Source organism: Nocardioides sp. S-1144, from assembly GCF_005954645.2.
Taxonomy (GTDB): Bacteria; Actinomycetota; Actinomycetes; order Propionibacteriales; family Nocardioidaceae; genus Nocardioides; species Nocardioides dongxiaopingii.
In genome coordinates, this window is sequence record NZ_CP040695.2 from 3,967,159 (window position 1) to 3,984,987 (window position 17,829).

The following is a 17,829-nucleotide window of genomic DNA, read 5'->3' on the forward strand; positions in this document are numbered from 1 at the left end:
GACCCCTCGACCGACCCACAACCGACCCAAACCGCGCGATCGCGCCATTCGGGCACGCCACCGACCCCCCGACCGACCCAAACCGCGCGATCGCGCCGTTTGGGTCGGGGTCAGGAGCCGACGGGCGGGCCGACGAGCAGCGCGAGGCCGGTCAGGACGGCGACGACGGCCAGGGCCGCGAGCAGGCCGCGGACGGGGTTGCGCAGCAGCCAGCCGACGGGCCGGTCGACGCCGCGCTCGGCGGGCCCGGTCGTGAGCCGCCAGGCCCCGAACGCGCCGCGCCGCTCGGCCAGGAGGTCGAAGACGACGGTCACGAACGGCGGGATCGAGGCGAGCAGGCCGAGCAGCGTCCGCCCGATCGTCCAGCGCTGGTCGACCGCGACGACGACGGTCGTGACGCAGTAGGCGACGAAGACGACGCCGTGCAGCGGGCCAAAGACCTGGACGCCGAGGTCGGTGGTCTCGGTGACCCGCTTCAGCACCATCCCCACGAGCAGCAGCGCCCACGTGATCGCCTCCGCCACCGCGACGGTGCGGAACAGCCGCTGCGGGGTGAGGAGGCGGTCGGGTTCCGGTCCGGCGGAGGCGCGGGACGCGGCACCCGTGGGACGCCCTGCGGTGCTCACGAGGCGAACGCGGCGGCGGCGAGCGAGGTGAAGAAGCCGAGGCCGTCGGTGCCGGCGCCGGTGAGCTCCTCGACGGCGTGCTCGGGGTGCGGCATCAGGCCGACGACGTTGCCGCGCTCGTTGGTGATGCCGGCGATGTCGCGCAGCGAGCCGTTGGGGTTCTGGTCGAGGTAGCGGGCCACGACGCGCCCCTCGCCCTCGAGCCGGTCGAGCGTGGCGACGTCGGCGACGAAGCCGCCCTCTCCGTTCTTGAGCACGACCGTCACCTCCTGCCCGTCGGTGTAGGACGCCGTCCACGGGGTCGCGACGTTCTCGATGCGCAGGCGCTGGTCGCGGCAGACGAACTTCTGGTGGTCGTTGCGCACGAGCGCACCGGGCAGCAGGTGCGACTCGCACAGGATCTGGAAGCCGTTGCAGATGCCGAGCACGGGCATCCCCCTCCCGGCGGCGGCGACGACCTCGGTCATCACCGGCGCGAAGCGGGAGATCGCGCCGCAGCGCAGGTAGTCGCCGTAGGAGAAGCCGCCGGGCAGGACGACGGCGTCGACCCCGCGCAGGTCGTGGTCGCCGTGCCACAGCGCGACGGCCTCGTGGCCGCCGATCCGGACGGCGCGCTGGGCGTCGGCGTCGTCGAGCGAGCCGGGGAAGGTGACGACCCCGACCCTCACCGGACGGCGTCCTCGACGCGGACGGTGAAGTCCTCGATCACGGGGTTCGACAGCAGCTTCTCGGCCATGTCGCGCACCTCGGCGAGGACGGCCTCGGTGACCTCGCCCTCGAAGTCGAGCTCGAAGCGCTTGCCCTGGCGGACGTCGGCCACGCCGACGAACCCGAGCCGCGGCAGGGCTCCGAGCACCGCCTTCCCCTGGGGGTCGAGGATCTCGGGCTTGGGCATCACGTCGACGACGACCTTGGGCACGGGCCCGATCCTATTCGGCCCCGGCGTCCGCACCGTCGTCGGGCCCACCGTCGGGCTCCCCGCCGGCCCGGTCGGCGGGCTCGGCCGCCGGCTCGACGGCCGCGGTGTCGCCGAAGGAGGACCCGGCCGCGCCGTCGTCCTCGAACGCCCCGGCCTGCACGGCCATGGCCAGCACGGCGGCCGAGGCCGACAGGCCCGCGGTCACGAAGACGCGACGACGACGGCGGGGTTCACTCACCCTCCCAGCATGCGGTCCCGGTCCAACCCGGCCCCGGCTTCAGGGGACGCGGCACAATGGACCCATGAGCATGTCGACACCCACCGGCCGCGGACGCCCCGGCCCCACCACCCCGCTGCGCCTGGAGTTCCCGCAGTCGCTGGCGGTGTACGACGACTACGCGCAGGCCCAGAAGACCGTCGACTTCCTGTCCGACGAGCACTTCCCGGTCGAGAACTGCATGATCGTCGGCACCGACCTCAAGCGCATCGAGCGGATCACCGGCCGCCTCACCACCGGCCGGGTCGCGCTGGCCGGGGCTGCGTCGGGCGCCTGGTTCGGCCTGTTCATCGGGGTCGTGCTGACCCTGTTCACCGACGAGAGCGCGGTCGCGACGATCCTGTCGACGGTGCTCTTCGGTGCGCTCTTCTTCCTGATCTGGTCGCTGCTCGGCTACGCGATGACCCGCGGCCAGCGCGACTTCCAGTCGGTCACGCAGGTCGTCGCCACCCGATACGAGGTCCTCGTCGAGCACAAGGTCGCCGGCCAGGCGCGCGAGCTCCTCGCCGGGCTGCCCGGGGCGCTGCCCGACCCGTTCGCCTGAGCGCGGCGGGCCGGTGGTGGTGCCGCGGCGGCGTAGCCTCCGGCCCATGACCCGCACCCGTCTCGGACTCGCCGTCGCCGGCGTCCTGGCCCTCGTCACCCTCGTCACCCCGGCCTCGCACGCCGAGACCGGCTCGGTCGGCGAGGCGCCGGAGGCCGGCGTCCCGGCCCACCTCGACCTCGCCGAGCTCACCGTCGCCAACCGCCAGCGCCGGCTCGAGGTCGACCTCGTCCTGGACGCCGTCGCGCCGCGGCGGACGTCGGCGTACGCGATCGTGGCGCCCGTCGCCGGCCGGCGGGGGCCGACCTTCGTCGTCGGCTGGAGCCAGCTGCGCGGCGAGCCCGACATCGACCGCGGACCGATCTTCGTGCGGATCGACGGCGAGGGCCTGACGCCGGTCCGCTGCCAGGGAGCGCGGGTCCGGCCCGTCCCTGCCCAGACCGCGATCCGGATCTCGGTCCCCCAGCGCTGTCTCGGCGCCACCGCGGGGACCGTGCGCGTCGACGCGCTCACCGAGCGCAGCGGCGGCGGCGACGTCGACGAGCTCGGTCCGGTCCGGGTGCGCCGGGGCTGACCCCCAGCCGGTGGCCTCAGCCGATGGCCCCAGCCGGCGGGCTCAGCCGGCGGGCGGGGCCGGCTCCGGCTTCCGCACGGTGGCGAAACCCAGCGCGACGCAGCCGAGCAGGCACGCGACCACGACGAGGACCGCGCCGAGACCGAACGACCACGCCGACACCGAGCCGACCGCCACGACGAGGACGACGGCGCCGGCGGTGGACACCAGCCACAGCAGCACCCGGGCCACCATCGCCCCCACGCCGCGCAGCGGCGCGATCCCGAGCAGCACCAGGGCGCACAGGGGCAGCGGCAGCAGGGCCAGGCCGAGGACCGGGGGGAGGTCGAGGACGCCGGTGCGGAGCAGCTCGGCGCCGCCCAGGGGCGACGTCCCGGCGGCCACGCCGTGGCGGAACCACGGCACCCACATCGCCGCCACCCAGGCGCCGGCGGCCAGCGCCCACAGCACGACGCCGACCAGCTCGTGGGCGCGCCGGTCGGTCACGGGCCCGTCCCGAGCAGGTCGTCGCCGCTCGACTCCAGGCTGACGTACCAGCGGCCGTCGCGGCGCACCGTGGTGAGGAACGGCTCGACGACCGGGTCCCCGTCGGCGCGCCAGCCCTCGGCCAGCGGCATCGAGTAGGTCGCGGCCTCCAGCCCGGCACCGGAGCCCGCCGGGAGCCGGCCGGGGTCGAGGACGACGTCGATCGCACCGTCGACGACGACGACGCGGACGGGGCCGGACCCGATCGAGTCGGCGTCCAGGCGCAGGTCGGCCAGGGAGAGGTCGACGGCGGCGAGCGTGGCCAGGGACCGCCGGTCGACGCCGTCGCCGAGCTGGGACTCCGCGGCCAGCAGCACCGCCGTCACCTCGTCGGGGACCTCCGCCCCGACGCGGAGCAACCGGCTGCTCAGCCGCTCGTAGGCGGTGCGGGCCCGGTCGGGGTCCGCGGTCTCCTCCGGGTCGACCACGGCGAGGACGGCGGCCGGGTCGACGTCGACGATCCCCTGGAGCAGCTGGGCGACGGCGTCCTCGGGCGAGTCGGCCCCGGTCTCGTCGACCCAGACCAGCGGCACCACCAGCGACAGCGCCAGCAGCCCGGCGACGACCCAGCACCCCACCTTCAGCGCCGTGCGCGCGGGCCCGTCCCACAGCGGACCCGTGGGCCGCGACGCCGACCGGCGGCGCTCGCGCGGCACCGCGGCCGGCTCGGCGTAGTCGACCTCCTGGCCGTGCGGTGCCGTCATGCGGCGAGCCTACGAGGGCCGCACCAGCACCCGCGGGCCTCCGCGCGCCGGGCTAGCGGCGGGGGCGCAGCAGCACGAAGCCGAGCGCGACGCCGAAGCCGGCGACGAGCGGACCGATCGTGGCCCAGGTGCGGCCGCTGGTGAAGCCGCCGTCGACGTAGCCCAGGCCCTGCAGGGTCCAGAGCACCCCGACGGCCACGAGGATCCCGGCCAGGAGCAGACCCACCCCACGCGCGGCCACTACGACAGCTCGCGCTTGAGGATCTTCCCGGTCGCCGTCATCGGCAGGGCCTCGACGAACTCGACGACGCGCGGGTACTTGTAGGCGGCCATCTGCTCCTTGCCCCAGGCGACGAGCTCGTCCTCGGTGACGGTGGCGTCCTTGGCGCGGATGACGACGGCCTTGATCTCCTCGCCGTGGCTCTCGTGCGGCACGCCGATGACGGCGGCGAGGGAGACGTCGGGGTGGGTGAGGAGCACCTCCTCGATCTCGCGGGGGTAGACGTTGAAGCCGCCGCGGATGATCATGTCCTTGGACCGGTCGACGATGTAGTACCAGCCGTCGTCGTCCTTGCGGCCGAGGTCGCCGGAGCGGAACCAGCCGTCCTGGATGGCCTCGGCGGTGGCGTCGGGGCGGCCGTGGTAGCCCTTCATGATGTTGTGGCCCCTGATGGCGATCTCGCCGACCCCGCCCGCGGGTCCGCCGGGCTCGATCTCCTCCCAGGACTCGGGCGCGAGCAGCTTCATCTCCACGCCCGGGATCGGCGTGCCGATCGAGCCGACCCGCACCGGCTCGCCGAGCCGGCTGAACGACGCGACCGGGCTGGTCTCGGAGAGCCCGTAGCCCTCGAGGATGGTCACCCCGAACCGCTTCTCGAAGTCCTTGTGCACCTCGACCGGCAGCGCCGAGCCACCGGCCGCGGCGATCCGCAGGTTCGCCGCGATGGCGCTGACGTCGACGCCGTCCTCGAGCGCACCGAGCAGGCCCCAGTACATCGTCGGGACGCCGGCGAAGAAGCTCACCTCGTGCTCGAGCATCAGCTCGAGCGCCGGCCGCGCCTCGAAGCGCGGCAGCATGACGACGGTCCCGCCGAAGGCGAAGGCGCCGTTCTGGATGACGGTCTGGCCGAAGGAGTGGAACAGCGGCAGGACGCAGAGGTAGGTGTCGGGCGTGGCCGCGTCGGCCCCGAAGAGGTCGGCCCCGGCCAGCGCGTTGTCGCGCATGTTGCGGTGCCGCAGCTCGGCACCCTTGGGCTGGCCCGTGGTGCCGGAGGTGTAGAGGATGACCGCGGTGTCGTCCTCGTCGGTGGCGACCGAGGCGAACGTCGGCGGCTGCCCGGCCATCGCGCGGCCCATCGTCTCGGTGCTCTCGATCGGGCTCTCCGCGGCCGGGTCGGCGGTGATGACGAGGAAGTGCTCGCACGACTCGGTGGCCTGGAAGCCGCTGTGGCCCTCCTGGCCGATCGGCAGCTCGGGCGTGCCCTGGAAGCAGAGGTAGGCCTTCGCCCCGGAGTCGGCGAGGTGGTAGGCCACCTCCCGGCCCTTGAGCAGCACGTTGAGCGGGACGACGGTCGCCCCCGCCTTGAGGATCCCGAAGTAGGCGATCGTGAAGTACGGCAGGTTCGGGCAGCTCAGCGCCACCTTGTCGCCGCGCTCGATGCCCCGGGAGGCCAGCAGCCCGGCGACCTGGTTGGCCGCGCCGTCGACCTGCGCGTAGGTCAGCCGGGTGGCCCCGAGGACGATCGCGTCGCGGTCGGGGTGGGCTGCGGCGCTGTCCTCGAGGAGGGTGGCCAGGTTGTAGTCCGTCACGCCGACAACCTACTCAGCCGTGGGTGAGGCCGCCACGCTCCCGCGGTGCCGGCCCGGGTCGTCCTCCGACCGGCGCGAGAGGTGGCCGGGCCACCAGAACCGGCGACCGAGCAGCGCCACCAGGGCCGGCACCAGCACGCTGCGCACCAGGAGGGTGTCGAGCAGCACGCCGAAGCCGACGATGACGCCGATCTGGGTGAGCACGATCAGCGGCAGCACGCCGAGCACGGTGAAGACCGCGGCGAGCAGGATCCCGGCGCTGGTGATGACGCCGCCGGTGACGGCGAGCGCCACCGAGATCGCCGTGGTCGTGTCGTGCTCCTCGGCCTCCTCCTTGGCCCGCGTGGTGAGGAAGATGTTGTAGTCGACGCCGAGCGCCACCAGGAAGAGGAAGCTCAGCAGCGGCACGCTCAGGTCGAGCGCCGGGAACCCGAACCACTGGGTGAAGGCGACCCAGCTGGCGCCGAGGCTCGCGGCGTACGTCGCCACCACCGTCAGCACGAGCACCACCGCGGCCACCACCGAGCGCAGCAGGACCAGCAGCACGACCAGCACCACCCCGAGGATCAGCGGCACGATCAGCCGCTGGTCGCGGTCGGCCGCGTCGGCCGCGTCGAGCGCCTCGGCGTCGGGGCCGCCGACCATCGCGGCGCCGTCGACCCCGGTGGCGGCCGCGCGGACCTGCTCGACGACGTCGAAGGCGGCCTCGGAGGCCGGCTCCGCGGTGAGGACGGCCGACAGCACGGCGCGCCCGTCCGCCTCACCGGACTCGTCGACGCGCTGCACGCCGTCGACGTCACCGATCGCGGCGGCGACGGCGTCCCGCGCGGCGGCCGGGACGACGACGACGGTCGGCTGGGAGGAGCCCGCCGGGAAGTGCTCGGCCAGGACCTCCTGGCCGGTGACGGCCTCGGGGGTGGCGCGGAACTGCTCGGTCTCGGACAGCCCCACCTTGAGGCCGATCACCGGGAGCGCCAGGACGACGAGCACCAGCACGCCGGCCACGCTGACCAGCACCGGTCGCCGGGTGACGGAGGCGCCGACCTTGGCCCACACCCCGGTGCGGGACGGGTCGTCCTGGCCCACCCTCGGGACGAAGGGCCAGAAGAGACGGCGTCCGAAGCAGGTCATCGCGGCCGGCAGCACCAGCAGCGCGTAGACGACCGCGGTGACGATGCCGATCGCCCCACCGAAGCCGATGTTCCGGCTGGTCGGGTTGTCGGCCAGGCCCAGGCAGAGCAGCGCCAGCACGACGGTGCCCGAGCTGGCCAGGATGGCCGGGGCGGCCCGTTCGAGGGCGCGGCGCATGGCGGCGTACCGGTCGTCCTCGCGGCGCAGCTCCTCGCGGTAGCGCGCGATGAGCAGCAGGGCGTAGTTGGTGCCGGCGCCGAACACCAGCACCGAGGTGATGCCGACCGAGGCGCCGTCGGTGGTGAAGCCGAAGAGCTTGGTGCCGATTGCGACGAGCTGGACGGCGACCTGGTCGGCCACCCCGACCACGCTCAGCGGCACCAGCCACAGCCAGGGGCTGCGGTAGGTGACGAGCAGGAGCAGCGCGACGACGGAGGCGGTCACGGCGAGCAGGCGCACGTCGGCGCCGTCGAAGACCTTCGACAGGTCGACGATGAACGCCGGCCCGCCGGTCACCTGGGCCTCCAACCCGTCGGGCAGACCCTCCGAGGCCGCCGCGCGCAGGTCCTCGATCGGGCCGGCGAGCTCGTCCTCGGGCGTGTCGGTCGCGAACGGGACGCCGATGAACGCGGCGGCGCCGTCCTCGGCGAGGACCGGGAAGGCCTGCTGGCCCTCGGCGGCGAACTCCTGGAGCGACCCGACCTTCTCCTCGACGGCCTGGCGGTCCGCCGCGGTGAGCTGCTCGCCGCCGCGGTCGAGGACGACGATCGCCGGGGTGTACTCGGCGGTGCCGAGCTGCTCCTGCAGGCGCGCGACCTGGGCCGACTCGGCGTCGGTCGGGAGGTTGGCGGTGGAGTTGTCGGACTCCTCGGCCTGGATCCCGGCACCCAGGAGCGCACCCGAGAACAGGATCGCCACCACGACGACGACCCAGCTGAGCCGGCGGCCGACCAGGTGCGGCAGACGGTACTTCCACGACTTAAGTAGTTCCACGCTCGAAAGAGTAAGGTATGTGCGTGCCTCCCGCCACATCCGCCCGCCGTCCCGATCCCGGCCGCTCCGAGGAGGCCCGCCGCGTGACGCGGGCCCTGCGCCGCTACGCGACGGAGTCCGACCTGTACGTCGCCGCGGCCGGCCGCGAGAGCGCGATGCACCGCACCGACCTCAACGGCCTGGCCCTGGTCATGGACCTCGGCCTCCAGGGCGAGCCGGCCACCCCGGGCCGGCTCAGCGCCACGATGCAGCTCAGCGCGCCCGCGACGTCGGCGATGCTCGACCGCCTGGAGCGCCAGGGCCACGTCACCCGCACGCCGCACCCCGAGGACCGCCGCTCGGTCGTCGTCGGGGTCACCGAGCACGCCCTCGACGTCGGCGGCCGGATGTTCGCCCGCCTCGCCGCCCACCTCGCCCCCGTCCTCGACGGGCGCACCGACGAGGAGCTCGCCCTCATCGCCACCTTCCTCGAGGAGGTCGGCGAGGCCACCGGCGCCGCCCGGCGCGACGTCGCGGCCGCCGACGACTGAGCGCGCCCGACGGCCGTGCGCCACGGTGGTCGAGGCGTCTCGCCCCGGACGGCGGCGCGGCCCGGCTCAGTCGGGGTCGGTGCCGGCGGCCGCCTGGACGTCGCCGGCCTGAGAGGTGCCCGGCTGGGCACGGTCGGCGCGCGAGCGCTCGAGCGCCTCGGTGAGCCCGGTGAAGGTGTAGCCCGGCTCCAGCACGTCGCGGCGGACGGCGTCCTCGCCGCAGACCATGTCGTGCGACAGGCTCTCCACGAGCGAGGTCACCGTGGGGCGGTCCATGCCGCTGATCAGCGCGCAGGCGCGCCCGACGACCCACCGCGGGACGAACGGCACGGGGAAGCGGACCCGCCGCAGGCCGGCCACCTCGGCGTAGCGCGCGAGGAGCTCGGGGTAGGTGACGACCTCGTCCCCGCCGATGTCGTAGTGCCGGTTGCGCGGGTCGCCGAGCAGCGCGCGGCCGACGAGGTGGACGACGTCCTCGACGGCGACGGGCTGGATCTTGCGGCACATCCACGACGGCACGGGGGTCACCAGCGGGACGCGCTCGCTGAGCCGGCGCAGCAGCTCGTAGGACGTCGACCCGGAGCCGACGACCATCGCGGCGCGGAGCACGGTGGCGGGCACGGGGGCGTCGAGGAAGACCTGCTCGACCTCGAGCCGCGAGCGCAGGTGGTCCGACAGGTCGCCGTCGGGGACCAGGCCGGAGAGGTAGACGATCCGCTCGACGCCGGCGTCGGCACAGGCCGCGGCCATCCGCTCGGCGGCGGCCCGGTCCTTGGCGACGAAGTCGTCGGACTCCATCGAGTGCACGAGGTAGATCACCGCGTCGACGCCGCGGACGGCGGCCCGGACGACGTCGTCGTCCCCGACGTCGAAGGTGCGCGCCTCGACCCGGTCGCCCCAGGGGTAGTCGCCGAGCGAGGACTCGTGGCGGGTGGCGGCCAGCACCGTGTGGCCGGCGTCGAGGAGCTCGGGCACCAGCCGCGAGCCGACGTAGCCGGTGGACCCGGTGACGAGCACCCGCAACGCCGTCGGCTCGGTCGGGACCGGGCGGTCGGGACGGGGGTCGCCCTGGGCGGGCACGCTGGACATGCACCCGACGCTAGGGCCGGGGTCGACCGGCCGACTCACCCCACGGGACCCGTGCCCGAGGTCACACCCCGCGCGCCGACCCGTCCCTGATCAGTGACGGGTCGACGAGGTGCTGCGCTGACCCGTCGCTGATCAGCGACGGGTCAGCGGGCGGCGAGGATCCTCGCGGCGCGCCGCAGGTCGGACCGGACGGCGGCCGGGGCGAGCCTGCCGAGCGCCAGGGCCAGGGGCCGGGCCGGTCCCGTGGCCTGCAGGTGCATCGTCACGCCGACGTCGCAGCCCTCGCCGGCGGGCACGAAGGTCAGCGTGAGGGTCGCGTGGAACCGGCGCCAGGTGCCGCGCTCGGACCACCGGTGCGGACGATCCGCGTCGGTGAGCTCCATCCGCGGGTTCACCCGGGCGACGGTGAGGTCGGTCCAGCTCTGGCCGACGACGCCGTCGGGGCCGACGACGTCGGCGACGCCGCGCAGGCTCGACTGCCACTCGGCGCGGTTGGCGGGGTCGACGAGGTAGTCGTAGGCCTCCTCGCAGGACACCGCGAAGCGGACCGGGGCGCTCACCAGCGCTCGCCGGTGAGCAGCTCGTAGGCCTCGACGTAGCGCGACCGCGTGCGCTCGACGACCTCGGGTGGGAGCGGCGGGGGCGCCTCGCCGCTCGCGCGGTCCCAGCCGGACTCGGGCGAGAGGGCCCAGTTGCGGACGATCTGCTTGTCGTAGGACGGCTGCGCGCGGCCGGGCTCCCACGCCTCGGCCGGCCAGAAGCGCGAGGAGTCGGGGGTCAGCACCTCGTCGCCGAGGACCACCCGCCCCGCCGCGTCGGTGCCGAACTCGAGCTTGGTGTCGGCCAGCACGATGCCGCGCTCGCGCGCGAGCGCGTCGGCGCGGCCGTACACGGCGAGGGTGAGGTCGCGCAGGGTGGCGGCGGCGTCGGCGCCGACGGCGGCCTCGACGGCGGCGTAGGACACGTTCTCGTCGTGGTCGCCGAGCTCGGCCTTGGTGGCCGGCGTGAAGATCGGCTCGGGCAGCCGGCTGCCGTCGACGAGCCCGGCCGGCAGCGCGATGCCGCACACCTCGTGGTCGGGCGCGGTGGCGGCGTAGTCGAGCAGGCCCGACCCGGTGAGGTAGCCGCGCACGACGCACTCGACGGGGTACATCTCGAGCTTCTGGCACACGACGGCGCGACCCGCGACGGCGTCCGGGACGTCGGTCGAGACGACGTGGTGGGGCACCAGGTCGCGCAGCTGCTCGAACCACCACAGCGACATCCGGGTGAGGATCTCGCCCTTGTCGGGGATCACCGAGTCGAGGACGAAGTCGAAGATCGAGATCCGGTCGCTGGCGACCACGAGCAGGTGCCCGGCGTGCGGGCCGCCCTCGATCTCGTAGAGGTCGCGCACCTTCCCGGAGTGGAGGTGCCGCGCCCCCGCGATGGCCGGCGCGTCAGGGATGTTGAGCACGGCAGGAGTCTAGGGGTGCCGCGTCACCCCCGCGGGTGCCGAGATCCCCATTGTCATTTGAAGCACGTGACATACCCTTGTTTCATGCTGCGGTCGCCCCGTCCCGACTTCCTGATCATCGGCGCCCCGAAGGCCGGGACGACGGCGCTGCACGCCGCCCTCGCCCAGCACCCGGACGTCTTCGTGAGCAACCCCAAGGAGCCCAAGTACTGGCTCTGCGACGACGCTCCCCCGCCGCACTGGACCGGGCCGGGCGACCGGCACTCCCAGCAGGAGTGGATCTGGCGCCCCGACCGGTACGCCGACCTCTTCCGCGGCGCCCGCGACGACCAGGTGCGCGGCGAGAGCACGCCGTTCTACCTCTGGAGCCGCGGCGCCCACCGGCGCATCGCCGAGGCGCTGCCCGACGTCCGGCTGATCGCCGTGGTGCGCGACCCGGTCGACCGGGCCTACAGCAACTGGATGCACCTCTGGTCCGACGGCCTCGAGCGCGAGCGCGACTTCGTCGAGGCCTTCGCCGCCCAGGACCAGCGGGTCGCCGACGGCTACGCCCCCTTCTGGCGCTACCGCGAGCTCGGCCTGTACGGCGACCAGCTCGCCCACCTCCACCAGCACGTCGACCCGCGCCAGGTGCTGGTGCTGCGCTACCGCGACGTCGTCGACGAGCCGGCCAGCGCCGTCGACCGCGCCTGCCGCCACCTGGGCATCCGGGAGGGCCTGGTCGACACCATCCCCCGCGACAACGCCCGCGCCTTCGCCCGGCCGGGCTGGCGCACCCGCGCCTTCGGGCCGCTCGTGCGGGCCGGCGCGGCCGCGGGCCAGTTCCTGCCGCCGCAGGTCTGGCGCACCGCCAGCAAGCCGGTCGTCGCCCGGCTCAGCGACGGCACCGCCCGGCGTCCGCCCCTCTCGGCCGAGCAGCGCGCCGCCCTGGTCGACGTCTTCACCGACGACATCCACCTGCTGTCCCGCCTCACCGGCGAGGACTTCTCCGACTGGCTCTCCCCGGTCTCCCGCGGCTCCTTCGACGAGCGCGTCCGCCGCTGACGCGCTGACCCGTCGCTGATCAGCGACGGGTCAGCGCGGTGGTGGGTCAGCGCAGGACGGTGACGAGGTCGTGGGCGCCGTCGGGGCGGGCGGCCTCGACGTAGTACCGGACGCCGCCACCGGGCAGCGGGACGGCGCTCGCGTAGCGCCACGCGCCGTCGGAGTGCGGGGAGGCGATGGTGCCGACGGCGTCGTCGGGCACCAGCCGCCCGCCGTCCCAGACGGCGACGCCGGTGGTCTCGTGCCAGTTCGCGTCGGCGTCGGCGCGGCCGTCGTAGAGCACCCGCAGCGGCGCGCCGTCGGCGGACGGGAGCACGGTGGTCACGCGGGCGCCGCGGGCGTCCCACGCGCCGGCGCGCCCCGCGAGCACCTCGCCCCGGTCGGTCCAGACGAGGCCGTCGGGGCTGGTGAGGTGGCGCGTGGTCATCCGGTCCTCGTGGCCGGGCTCGGTCAGCGGGTGGCAGCACAGCCACATGTCCCAGCCGTCGAGCCGCGACGGGTCGTGGGTGACGACCGGGTCCTTGACGGCGACGGTGTCGTCGCCGGGCAGCACCACCCGGCGCTCGCCGTCCGGCAGGTCGGCGGGGGTCGCCGCGGTCAGGCTGTCGACCCACCAGTGCTTCGAGTCGTACGTCGCGCAGGAGAGGTAGAGGCGCCAGCCGACGCCGGGCACCGGCACCAGAACCGGGCGCTCGAACGACTCGCACCCGAACGCCTCGCGGTGCACCTCCGCGACCGGCTCGAAGAGCAGCCCGTCGTCGGAGCGGGCGACCACGACGCTCACGCCGCGCCCCTCCGCCAGCGGACGCCGCACCCGCCAGGTCAGCCAGAAGACGTCGTCGACGAGGACGGCGCTGGCCGCGCCCGCCCAGTTGCCCGGGCCCGGGCCGGGGGCCGGGACGACCACGGTCGCGCCGTCGTGGGTCGGGAGGTCGAGCGTGTCGAGGGTCATGCGCCCACGATAGTCGACTCGATCAGTCGAGAATCAGTCGGCGACGCCCTGCCGCCGCACGGGTGCGACGAGAGGTCCCCGTCACCGGGGCCGACCCTCGCGCCCGCCGGCCCGGGACGGGTGGCAGGCTTGCGCCATGCCGGAGTCTGCAGATGAGGTCTACGCCCGGGTCGTCGCCGCCGTCGGTGCCGACGGCCACCTCCCGATGCCCCCGCTCGGCGCCTGGGACATCTTCCCGTGGACGACGGTCGACGGCGCGATCGTGCCGCGCACCCTGGCCGCCCCGTCCGACGAGCCCCCGCGGTGGGGCGAGTCCGAGGAGAAGCCCTGCAGCGCGTGCGCGGTCGGCTTCGACCCCGGGCGCGTCGTCTGGGAGGACGAGACCTGGGTGCTGACCCACCACGGCGCCCCGAGCGGGCTGCCGCTGGTGCTCACGCTGCACACCCGCGAGCACCTCGACATGGGCAACCTCGACGACGACCTGGCCTCGCAGCTGGGCCGGATCACCAACCGCCTGGTGCGCATCATCGAGAACCTCCCCGAGATCGGCCGGGTGCACGTGAACCGCTGGGGCGACGGCGGCTCACACTTCCACCAGTGGTTCTTCGCCCGCACCGCGCGGCTCACGAACGTCCAGGGCTCGACGGCCAGTGAGTGGGACGAGATCCTCCCGCCCGGCCCCGAGGACGTCTGGCGCGCCGACCTCCACACCGTCGCGACCAAGCTCGCCAACTGGGGCGGCGACGCCCGCGCCTGACGCGCGCCTCCCCGTCCGGCCAGGCTCAGCCGGTCACCTCGAACGACGACGCGCCGGTGACGGCGGCCTCGACCACCTCGACGCCCGCGACCCGCGCGGACGGCGGCCCGGTGCGACACCAGGCGACCATCGCCGCGACGGCGTCCTCGGCGCCCTCCACGTGGGCGACCACGGCGCCGTCCGGCTCGTTGCGCACCCACCCGGCGACGCCGAGCCGGCCGGCCTCGACGGCGGCGCTGTGGCGGAAGGCCACGCCCTGGACGCGGCCGGTCACGGTGAGGTCGACGGCGCGGCTCATGGGGACCACCCTGCCGAGCGCTGCCGGTCGCTGTCCAGGTGAGCGAGGCTGGTCCGGTGCCCGCCGACCTCCACGAGCCCGAGCGCCCCGACCACGACCCGACCCACGACGACGCCGACGCAGCCGACGACTCGGACGACGACTACCGCCCCGACCCGCGCCGCTGGCGGATCCTCGGCGTCTCCCTCGTGGTCGGCTTCATGTCGCTGCTCGACGTCACCATCGTCAACGTCGCCATCCCCTCCATGCAGGAGGGCCTGGCGACGTCGGCGTCCACCATCCAGTGGGTGGTGTCGGGCTACGCGCTGACGTTCGGGCTGACCCTCGTCGCCGGCGGCCGGCTCGGGGACACCTACGGACGCCGGCGGCTGATGGTGGTCGGGCTGGTGGCCTTCGTGGTGTCGAGCGCCGCCGTCGGCATCGCCCCCAACGCCGAGCTGGTCGTCGCGGCCCGGCTGCTGCAGGGCGCGTCGGCCGGGCTGCTCACGCCGCAGAACTCCGGTCTGATCCAGGTGCTCTTCCGCGGTGCCGAGCGCGGCCGGGCCTTCGGCGTCTTCGGGCTCACGGTGTCGCTGGCCTCGGCGACCGGGCCCGTCCTGGGCGGCGCGATCATCGCCCTCGCCGGCGAGGAGGACGGCTGGCGCTGGCTGTTCCTCGTCAACGTGCCCATCGGGCTGGTGGCCCTGGTCGGCATCCTGCGCCTGGTGCCGGACCGGGACGCCGAGGGCGGCGGCAGCAGCCGGGAGCGGATCGACGTCGTCGGCGCGGTGCTGCTCGGCGCCGCCGTGCTGTGCCTGCTCTACCCAATCGTCAGCCTCGAGGGCGGCGCGCGCCTGCCCCTGGTGCTGCTCGTGCTCGTCCCGCCGCTGCTGGTCGCGTTCGTGCGCTGGGAGCACCGGCTGCGCCGGCTCGAGCACGCGCCCCTCCTCGACGTCGCGCTGCTGCGCCGCACCCCCGGCTACGCCGGCGGGCTGAGCGTCGGGACGCTCTACTTCACCGGGTTCACCGGCGTCCTGCTCGTGCTGTCGGTCTTCCTCCAGGACGACCGCGGCTTCTCCCCGCTGCACGCCGGGTTGCTGCTGACGCCGTTCGCCCTCGGCTCCGCGGTGTCGTCCCTGCTCGCCGGCCGGGTCGTGACCCGCGTCGGGCGCCGGCTGACCATCGGGGCCCTGCTCGTGATGGGCAGCGGCGTCCTGCTGGTGGCGCTGCTGGTGCCCGGCCGCGCCGACGGCGACCTGTGGTGGGCCCTGCTCCCCGCGCTCCTGGTGGCCGGGATCGGCGGCGGCGCCGTGGTCTCGCCCAACCTGACCCTCACCCTCGCCGACGTCCCGCCGCGGATGGGCGGGGCGGCCGGCGGCGCCGTGCAGACCGGTCAGCGGCTGGGGTCGGCCCTCGGCGCGGCGCTGCTGATGACGGTCTTCCAGGTCAGCGGGCTGCGCGCCGCGCTCCTGACGGCCATCGGCGTGCTGTCGCTGGCGCTCGCCGCCGCGGTGGTCACCCGCGCCACGGGGGCGGCTCCCCCTGCAGCCACCACTGCAGACGACGGGTGATCCAGGGCAGCGCGAGGTAGGTCATGATCGGCGTCATCGCCAGCACCGTCGCGAGCACCCGCACCGGCAGGACGACGTCGGCGAGGTACTCCCGCGAGAGCCAGTTGGCCACCACGCTGAGCGGGAAGAAGACCACGAAGATCACGCTCGCCTGCTTCCACCGCGGCGGTGGGGTGGGCGCGGCCGCTGCCTCGCCGGACTCGAGCACCGACGAGGACGGCACGTCGAACCAGCCCTCGATCCCGGTCCGCTTCTCGACCCGCGACTCCACGACCCCCAGCCCGCTGGCCGCCGAGCGCCACCACTGCCGCTGCGGCGAGTGCTCCCACTGGTCCAGCGACTGGTGGTCGGCGAAGCGGTAGAGCATGTGCCAGCTCTCCGAGGCTGCCTCCGGACGCACCCACCCCGCCCCCAGGAACCCGGGGAACTTCTCGGCGAGGTTGATGCCGGCGTTGAGCCAGCTCATCATCTCGGCCTCGTGACCGGCCGGGAGCTGACGGGTGATGGCGACGGTGACCGGTGCGTCCATGTCCCCATCGTCTCGTGCCTCCCGGCCCGACGGGCAGCGGACGGCGGGGAGCCGTCGGTCACACCGCCGCGCCGCCGGGGCAGCTACAGGATCGCGCCGGGCGCGTACGCCGCCGCCGCCGGGAGCCGCTCGGCGACCTCGGCCACCCGGCGCACGACGCCCTGGGTCTGCTGGACGGCGGCGCCGGTGAAGGTGATCGGGTCGGCGACCAGGCTGTCGAGCTGGGCGGCGGTGAGCCCGAGGCGCGGGTCGGCGGCGAGCTTGGCGAAGACGTCGTTCTCGGCCTGGCCCTGGCGGACCGCCAGCGCGGTGCCGACGGCCGCCTCCTTGATCGCCTCGTGCGCGGCCTCGCGGCCCACGCCGTTGCGGACCGCCGCCATCAGCACCTTGGTGGTCGCGAGGTAGGGCAGGTACCGGTCGAGCTCGCGCTGGATGACGGCGGGGAAGGCGCCGAACTCGTCGAGCACGGTGAGGAAGGTCTGGAAGAGGCCGTCGGCGGCGAAGAACGCGTCCGGGAGCGCGACCCGGCGCACCACCGAGCACGACACGTCGCCCTCGTTCCACTGGTCGCCGGCGAGCTCGCCGACCATCGAGAGGTAGCCGCGGGTGACGACGGCGAGGCCGTTGACCCGCTCGCAGGAGCGGGTGTTCATCTTGTGCGGCATCGCCGAGGAGCCGACCTGCCCCTCCTTGAAGCCCTCGGTGACGATCTCGTTGCCGGCCATCAGCCGGATCGTGGTGGCGAGGTTGGACGGGCCGGCGACGAGCTGGACGACGGCCGAGAGGACGTCGAAGTCGAGGCTGCGCGGGTAGACCTGCCCGACGCTGGTGAGCACCCGCTCGAAGCCGAGGTGCCGGGCGACGCGCTGCTCCAGCTCGTCGAGCCGGGTCGCGTCGCCGTCGAGGAGGTCGAGCATGTCCTGGGCGGTGCCCATCGGGCCCTTGATGCCGCGCAGCGGGTAGCGGGCGATCAGCTCCTCGACCCGCTCGAGCCCGATCAGCATCTCGTCGGCGACGCTGGCGAACCGCTTGCCGAGCGTCGTGGCCTGCGCGGCGACGTTGTGGCTGCGCCCGGCCATCACGGTGGTCTCGTGCTCGGTCGCCAGGCGGGCGAGCCGGGCCAGGGCGGCGACGGTGCGGTCGCGCAGCAGCTCGAGGGACTGCCGGACCTGCAGCTGCTCGACGTTCTCGGTGAGGTCGCGCGAGGTCATGCCCTTGTGGATGTGCTCGTGCCCGCCCAGCGCGCTGAACTCCTCGATGCGCGCCTTCACGTCGTGGCGGGTGACCCGCTCCCGCGCGGCGATCGAGGCCAGGTCGACGCCGTCCTCGCCGCGGGCCACGACCGCCTCGTAGGCCTCGACGACGCCGTCGGGCACCTCGATGCCGAGGTCGCGCTGGGCCCGGAGGACGGCGACCCACAGCTGCCGCTCCAGCACGATCTTGTGCTCCGGCGACCAGATCTGCACGAGGTCGGCGCCGGCGTAGCGGGTGGCCAGGACGTTCGGGACTGTCACGGTGGCAT

General features: G+C 74.5%; 22 protein-coding genes. 6 read left to right on the top strand and 16 right to left on the bottom strand.

Annotated features, from left to right (window positions below):
- Positions 1-110: 110 nt before the first annotated feature.
- Genes FE634_RS18695 through FE634_RS21240 form a run of 4 tightly spaced genes read right to left on the bottom strand, consistent with a single transcriptional unit; the run spans position 111 to position 1,783 of the window.
- Positions 111-626, bottom strand: a complete 516-nt coding sequence (locus FE634_RS18695) for a DUF3817 domain-containing protein (protein ID WP_138876746.1) — start codon at positions 624-626, stop codon at positions 111-113.
- Positions 623-1,294, bottom strand: coding sequence for a phosphoribosylformylglycinamidine synthase subunit PurQ (purQ, locus tag FE634_RS18700; RefSeq protein WP_137293943.1), 672 nt, complete (start codon positions 1,292-1,294; stop codon positions 623-625). The genes FE634_RS18695 and purQ overlap by 4 nt, the downstream gene beginning before the upstream one ends.
- A complete protein-coding gene (gene purS, locus FE634_RS18705; RefSeq protein ID WP_137293944.1) occupies positions 1,291-1,545 on the bottom strand; it encodes a phosphoribosylformylglycinamidine synthase subunit PurS in 255 nt (84 codons plus the stop codon). The genes purQ and purS overlap by 4 nt, the downstream gene beginning before the upstream one ends.
- Positions 1,546-1,555: 10 nt before the next feature.
- Positions 1,556-1,783 carry a hypothetical protein gene (locus tag FE634_RS21240; protein WP_170981578.1) on the bottom strand — a complete coding sequence of 76 codons (228 nt, stop codon included), beginning with the start codon at positions 1,781-1,783 and terminating at the stop codon, positions 1,556-1,558.
- 70 nt (positions 1,784-1,853) lie between these two features.
- Here FE634_RS21240 and FE634_RS18715 point away from each other — a divergent pair, with 70 nt between their 5' ends.
- Both FE634_RS18715 and FE634_RS18720 read left to right on the top strand, forming a co-directional pair.
- On the top strand, positions 1,854-2,366 hold the full coding sequence (locus FE634_RS18715; RefSeq protein ID WP_138877236.1) for a general stress protein: 513 nt from the start codon (positions 1,854-1,856) through the stop codon (positions 2,364-2,366).
- A gap of 46 nt (positions 2,367-2,412) precedes the next feature.
- Complete coding sequence (locus FE634_RS18720) at positions 2,413-2,940, top strand: hypothetical protein (RefSeq protein ID WP_138876747.1); 528 nt, start codon at positions 2,413-2,415, stop codon at positions 2,938-2,940.
- 42 nt (positions 2,941-2,982) lie between these two features.
- Here FE634_RS18720 and FE634_RS18725 read toward each other — a convergent pair whose 3' ends face one another.
- The 5 genes from FE634_RS18725 to FE634_RS18745 are packed head-to-tail and all read right to left on the bottom strand — an operon-like array spanning position 2,983 to position 8,102.
- On the bottom strand, positions 2,983-3,426 hold the full coding sequence (locus FE634_RS18725; protein WP_138876748.1) for a hypothetical protein: 444 nt from the start codon (positions 3,424-3,426) through the stop codon (positions 2,983-2,985).
- Positions 3,423-4,169, bottom strand: coding sequence for a hypothetical protein (locus FE634_RS18730; protein ID WP_137293947.1), 747 nt, complete (start codon positions 4,167-4,169; stop codon positions 3,423-3,425). The genes FE634_RS18725 and FE634_RS18730 overlap by 4 nt, the downstream gene beginning before the upstream one ends.
- 52 nt (positions 4,170-4,221) lie before the next feature.
- Positions 4,222-4,395: a hypothetical protein gene (locus tag FE634_RS18735; protein ID WP_246060697.1), complete on the bottom strand. Its 174-nt coding sequence runs from the start codon at positions 4,393-4,395 to the stop codon at positions 4,222-4,224.
- Positions 4,396-4,409: 14 nt separating this feature from the next.
- On the bottom strand, positions 4,410-5,978 hold the full coding sequence (locus tag FE634_RS18740) for a long-chain-fatty-acid--CoA ligase (protein ID WP_138876749.1): 1,569 nt from the start codon (positions 5,976-5,978) through the stop codon (positions 4,410-4,412).
- 9 nt (positions 5,979-5,987) lie between these two features.
- Positions 5,988-8,102: an MMPL family transporter gene (locus FE634_RS18745; RefSeq protein WP_262347487.1), complete on the bottom strand. Its 2,115-nt coding sequence runs from the start codon at positions 8,100-8,102 to the stop codon at positions 5,988-5,990.
- A gap of 23 nt (positions 8,103-8,125) precedes the next feature.
- Here FE634_RS18745 and FE634_RS18750 point away from each other — a divergent pair, with 23 nt between their 5' ends.
- The gene (locus tag FE634_RS18750) at positions 8,126-8,632 is read left to right on the top strand and encodes a MarR family winged helix-turn-helix transcriptional regulator (protein ID WP_170981579.1); all 507 of its coding nucleotides are present in this window, start codon (positions 8,126-8,128) and stop codon (positions 8,630-8,632) included.
- 66 nt (positions 8,633-8,698) lie between these two features.
- On the opposite strand, the gene FE634_RS18755 is transcribed toward FE634_RS18750, so the two are convergent.
- The 3 genes from FE634_RS18755 to FE634_RS18765 all read right to left on the bottom strand — a co-directional run bounded on the left by FE634_RS18755 (position 8,699) and on the right by FE634_RS18765 (position 11,168).
- Positions 8,699-9,721 carry an NAD(P)H-binding protein gene (locus FE634_RS18755; protein ID WP_138876751.1) on the bottom strand — a complete coding sequence of 341 codons (1,023 nt, stop codon included), beginning with the start codon at positions 9,719-9,721 and terminating at the stop codon, positions 8,699-8,701.
- A 143-nt stretch (positions 9,722-9,864) separates the two neighbouring features.
- Complete coding sequence (locus FE634_RS18760; protein ID WP_170981580.1) at positions 9,865-10,281, bottom strand: SRPBCC family protein; 417 nt, start codon at positions 10,279-10,281, stop codon at positions 9,865-9,867.
- Positions 10,278-11,168 (bottom strand): phosphoribosylaminoimidazolesuccinocarboxamide synthase, encoded by an 891-nt coding sequence (locus FE634_RS18765; protein ID WP_458351849.1) that lies wholly within the window; start codon positions 11,166-11,168, stop codon positions 10,278-10,280. The genes FE634_RS18760 and FE634_RS18765 overlap by 4 nt, the downstream gene beginning before the upstream one ends.
- A 93-nt stretch (positions 11,169-11,261) precedes the next feature.
- On the opposite strand from FE634_RS18765, the gene FE634_RS18770 reads away from it, so the two are divergent.
- Positions 11,262-12,221, top strand: coding sequence for a sulfotransferase family protein (locus FE634_RS18770; RefSeq protein ID WP_148240874.1), 960 nt, complete (start codon positions 11,262-11,264; stop codon positions 12,219-12,221).
- A gap of 46 nt (positions 12,222-12,267) precedes the next feature.
- On the opposite strand, the gene FE634_RS18775 is transcribed toward FE634_RS18770, so the two are convergent.
- Entirely contained in the window at positions 12,268-13,173 is a 906-nt protein-coding gene (locus FE634_RS18775) for a hypothetical protein (protein WP_138876754.1), read from the bottom strand.
- A gap of 136 nt (positions 13,174-13,309) precedes the next feature.
- On the opposite strand from FE634_RS18775, the gene FE634_RS18780 reads away from it, so the two are divergent.
- Entirely contained in the window at positions 13,310-13,930 is a 621-nt protein-coding gene (locus tag FE634_RS18780; protein WP_138876755.1) for a hypothetical protein, read from the top strand.
- Positions 13,931-13,955: 25 nt separating this feature from the next.
- Here the strand turns inward: FE634_RS18780 and FE634_RS18785 are convergent, their stop codons facing one another.
- Positions 13,956-14,228: an acylphosphatase gene (locus FE634_RS18785; protein WP_138876756.1), complete on the bottom strand. Its 273-nt coding sequence runs from the start codon at positions 14,226-14,228 to the stop codon at positions 13,956-13,958.
- Positions 14,229-14,284: 56 nt separating this feature from the next.
- On the opposite strand from FE634_RS18785, the gene FE634_RS18790 reads away from it, so the two are divergent.
- The gene (locus FE634_RS18790) at positions 14,285-15,778 is read left to right on the top strand and encodes an MFS transporter (protein ID WP_262347488.1); all 1,494 of its coding nucleotides are present in this window, start codon (positions 14,285-14,287) and stop codon (positions 15,776-15,778) included.
- On the opposite strand, the gene FE634_RS18795 is transcribed toward FE634_RS18790, so the two are convergent.
- Together FE634_RS18795 and purB are read right to left on the bottom strand one after the other, a co-directional pair.
- The gene (locus tag FE634_RS18795) at positions 15,723-16,307 is read right to left on the bottom strand and encodes an antibiotic biosynthesis monooxygenase (RefSeq protein ID WP_137293958.1); all 585 of its coding nucleotides are present in this window, start codon (positions 16,305-16,307) and stop codon (positions 15,723-15,725) included. The two genes, FE634_RS18790 and FE634_RS18795, sit on opposite strands and share 56 nt — an antisense overlap.
- Positions 16,308-16,390: 83 nt before the next feature.
- Positions 16,391-17,821, bottom strand: coding sequence for an adenylosuccinate lyase (gene purB, locus FE634_RS18800; RefSeq protein ID WP_138876757.1), 1,431 nt, complete (start codon positions 17,819-17,821; stop codon positions 16,391-16,393).
- Positions 17,822-17,829: the final 8 nt, after the last annotated feature.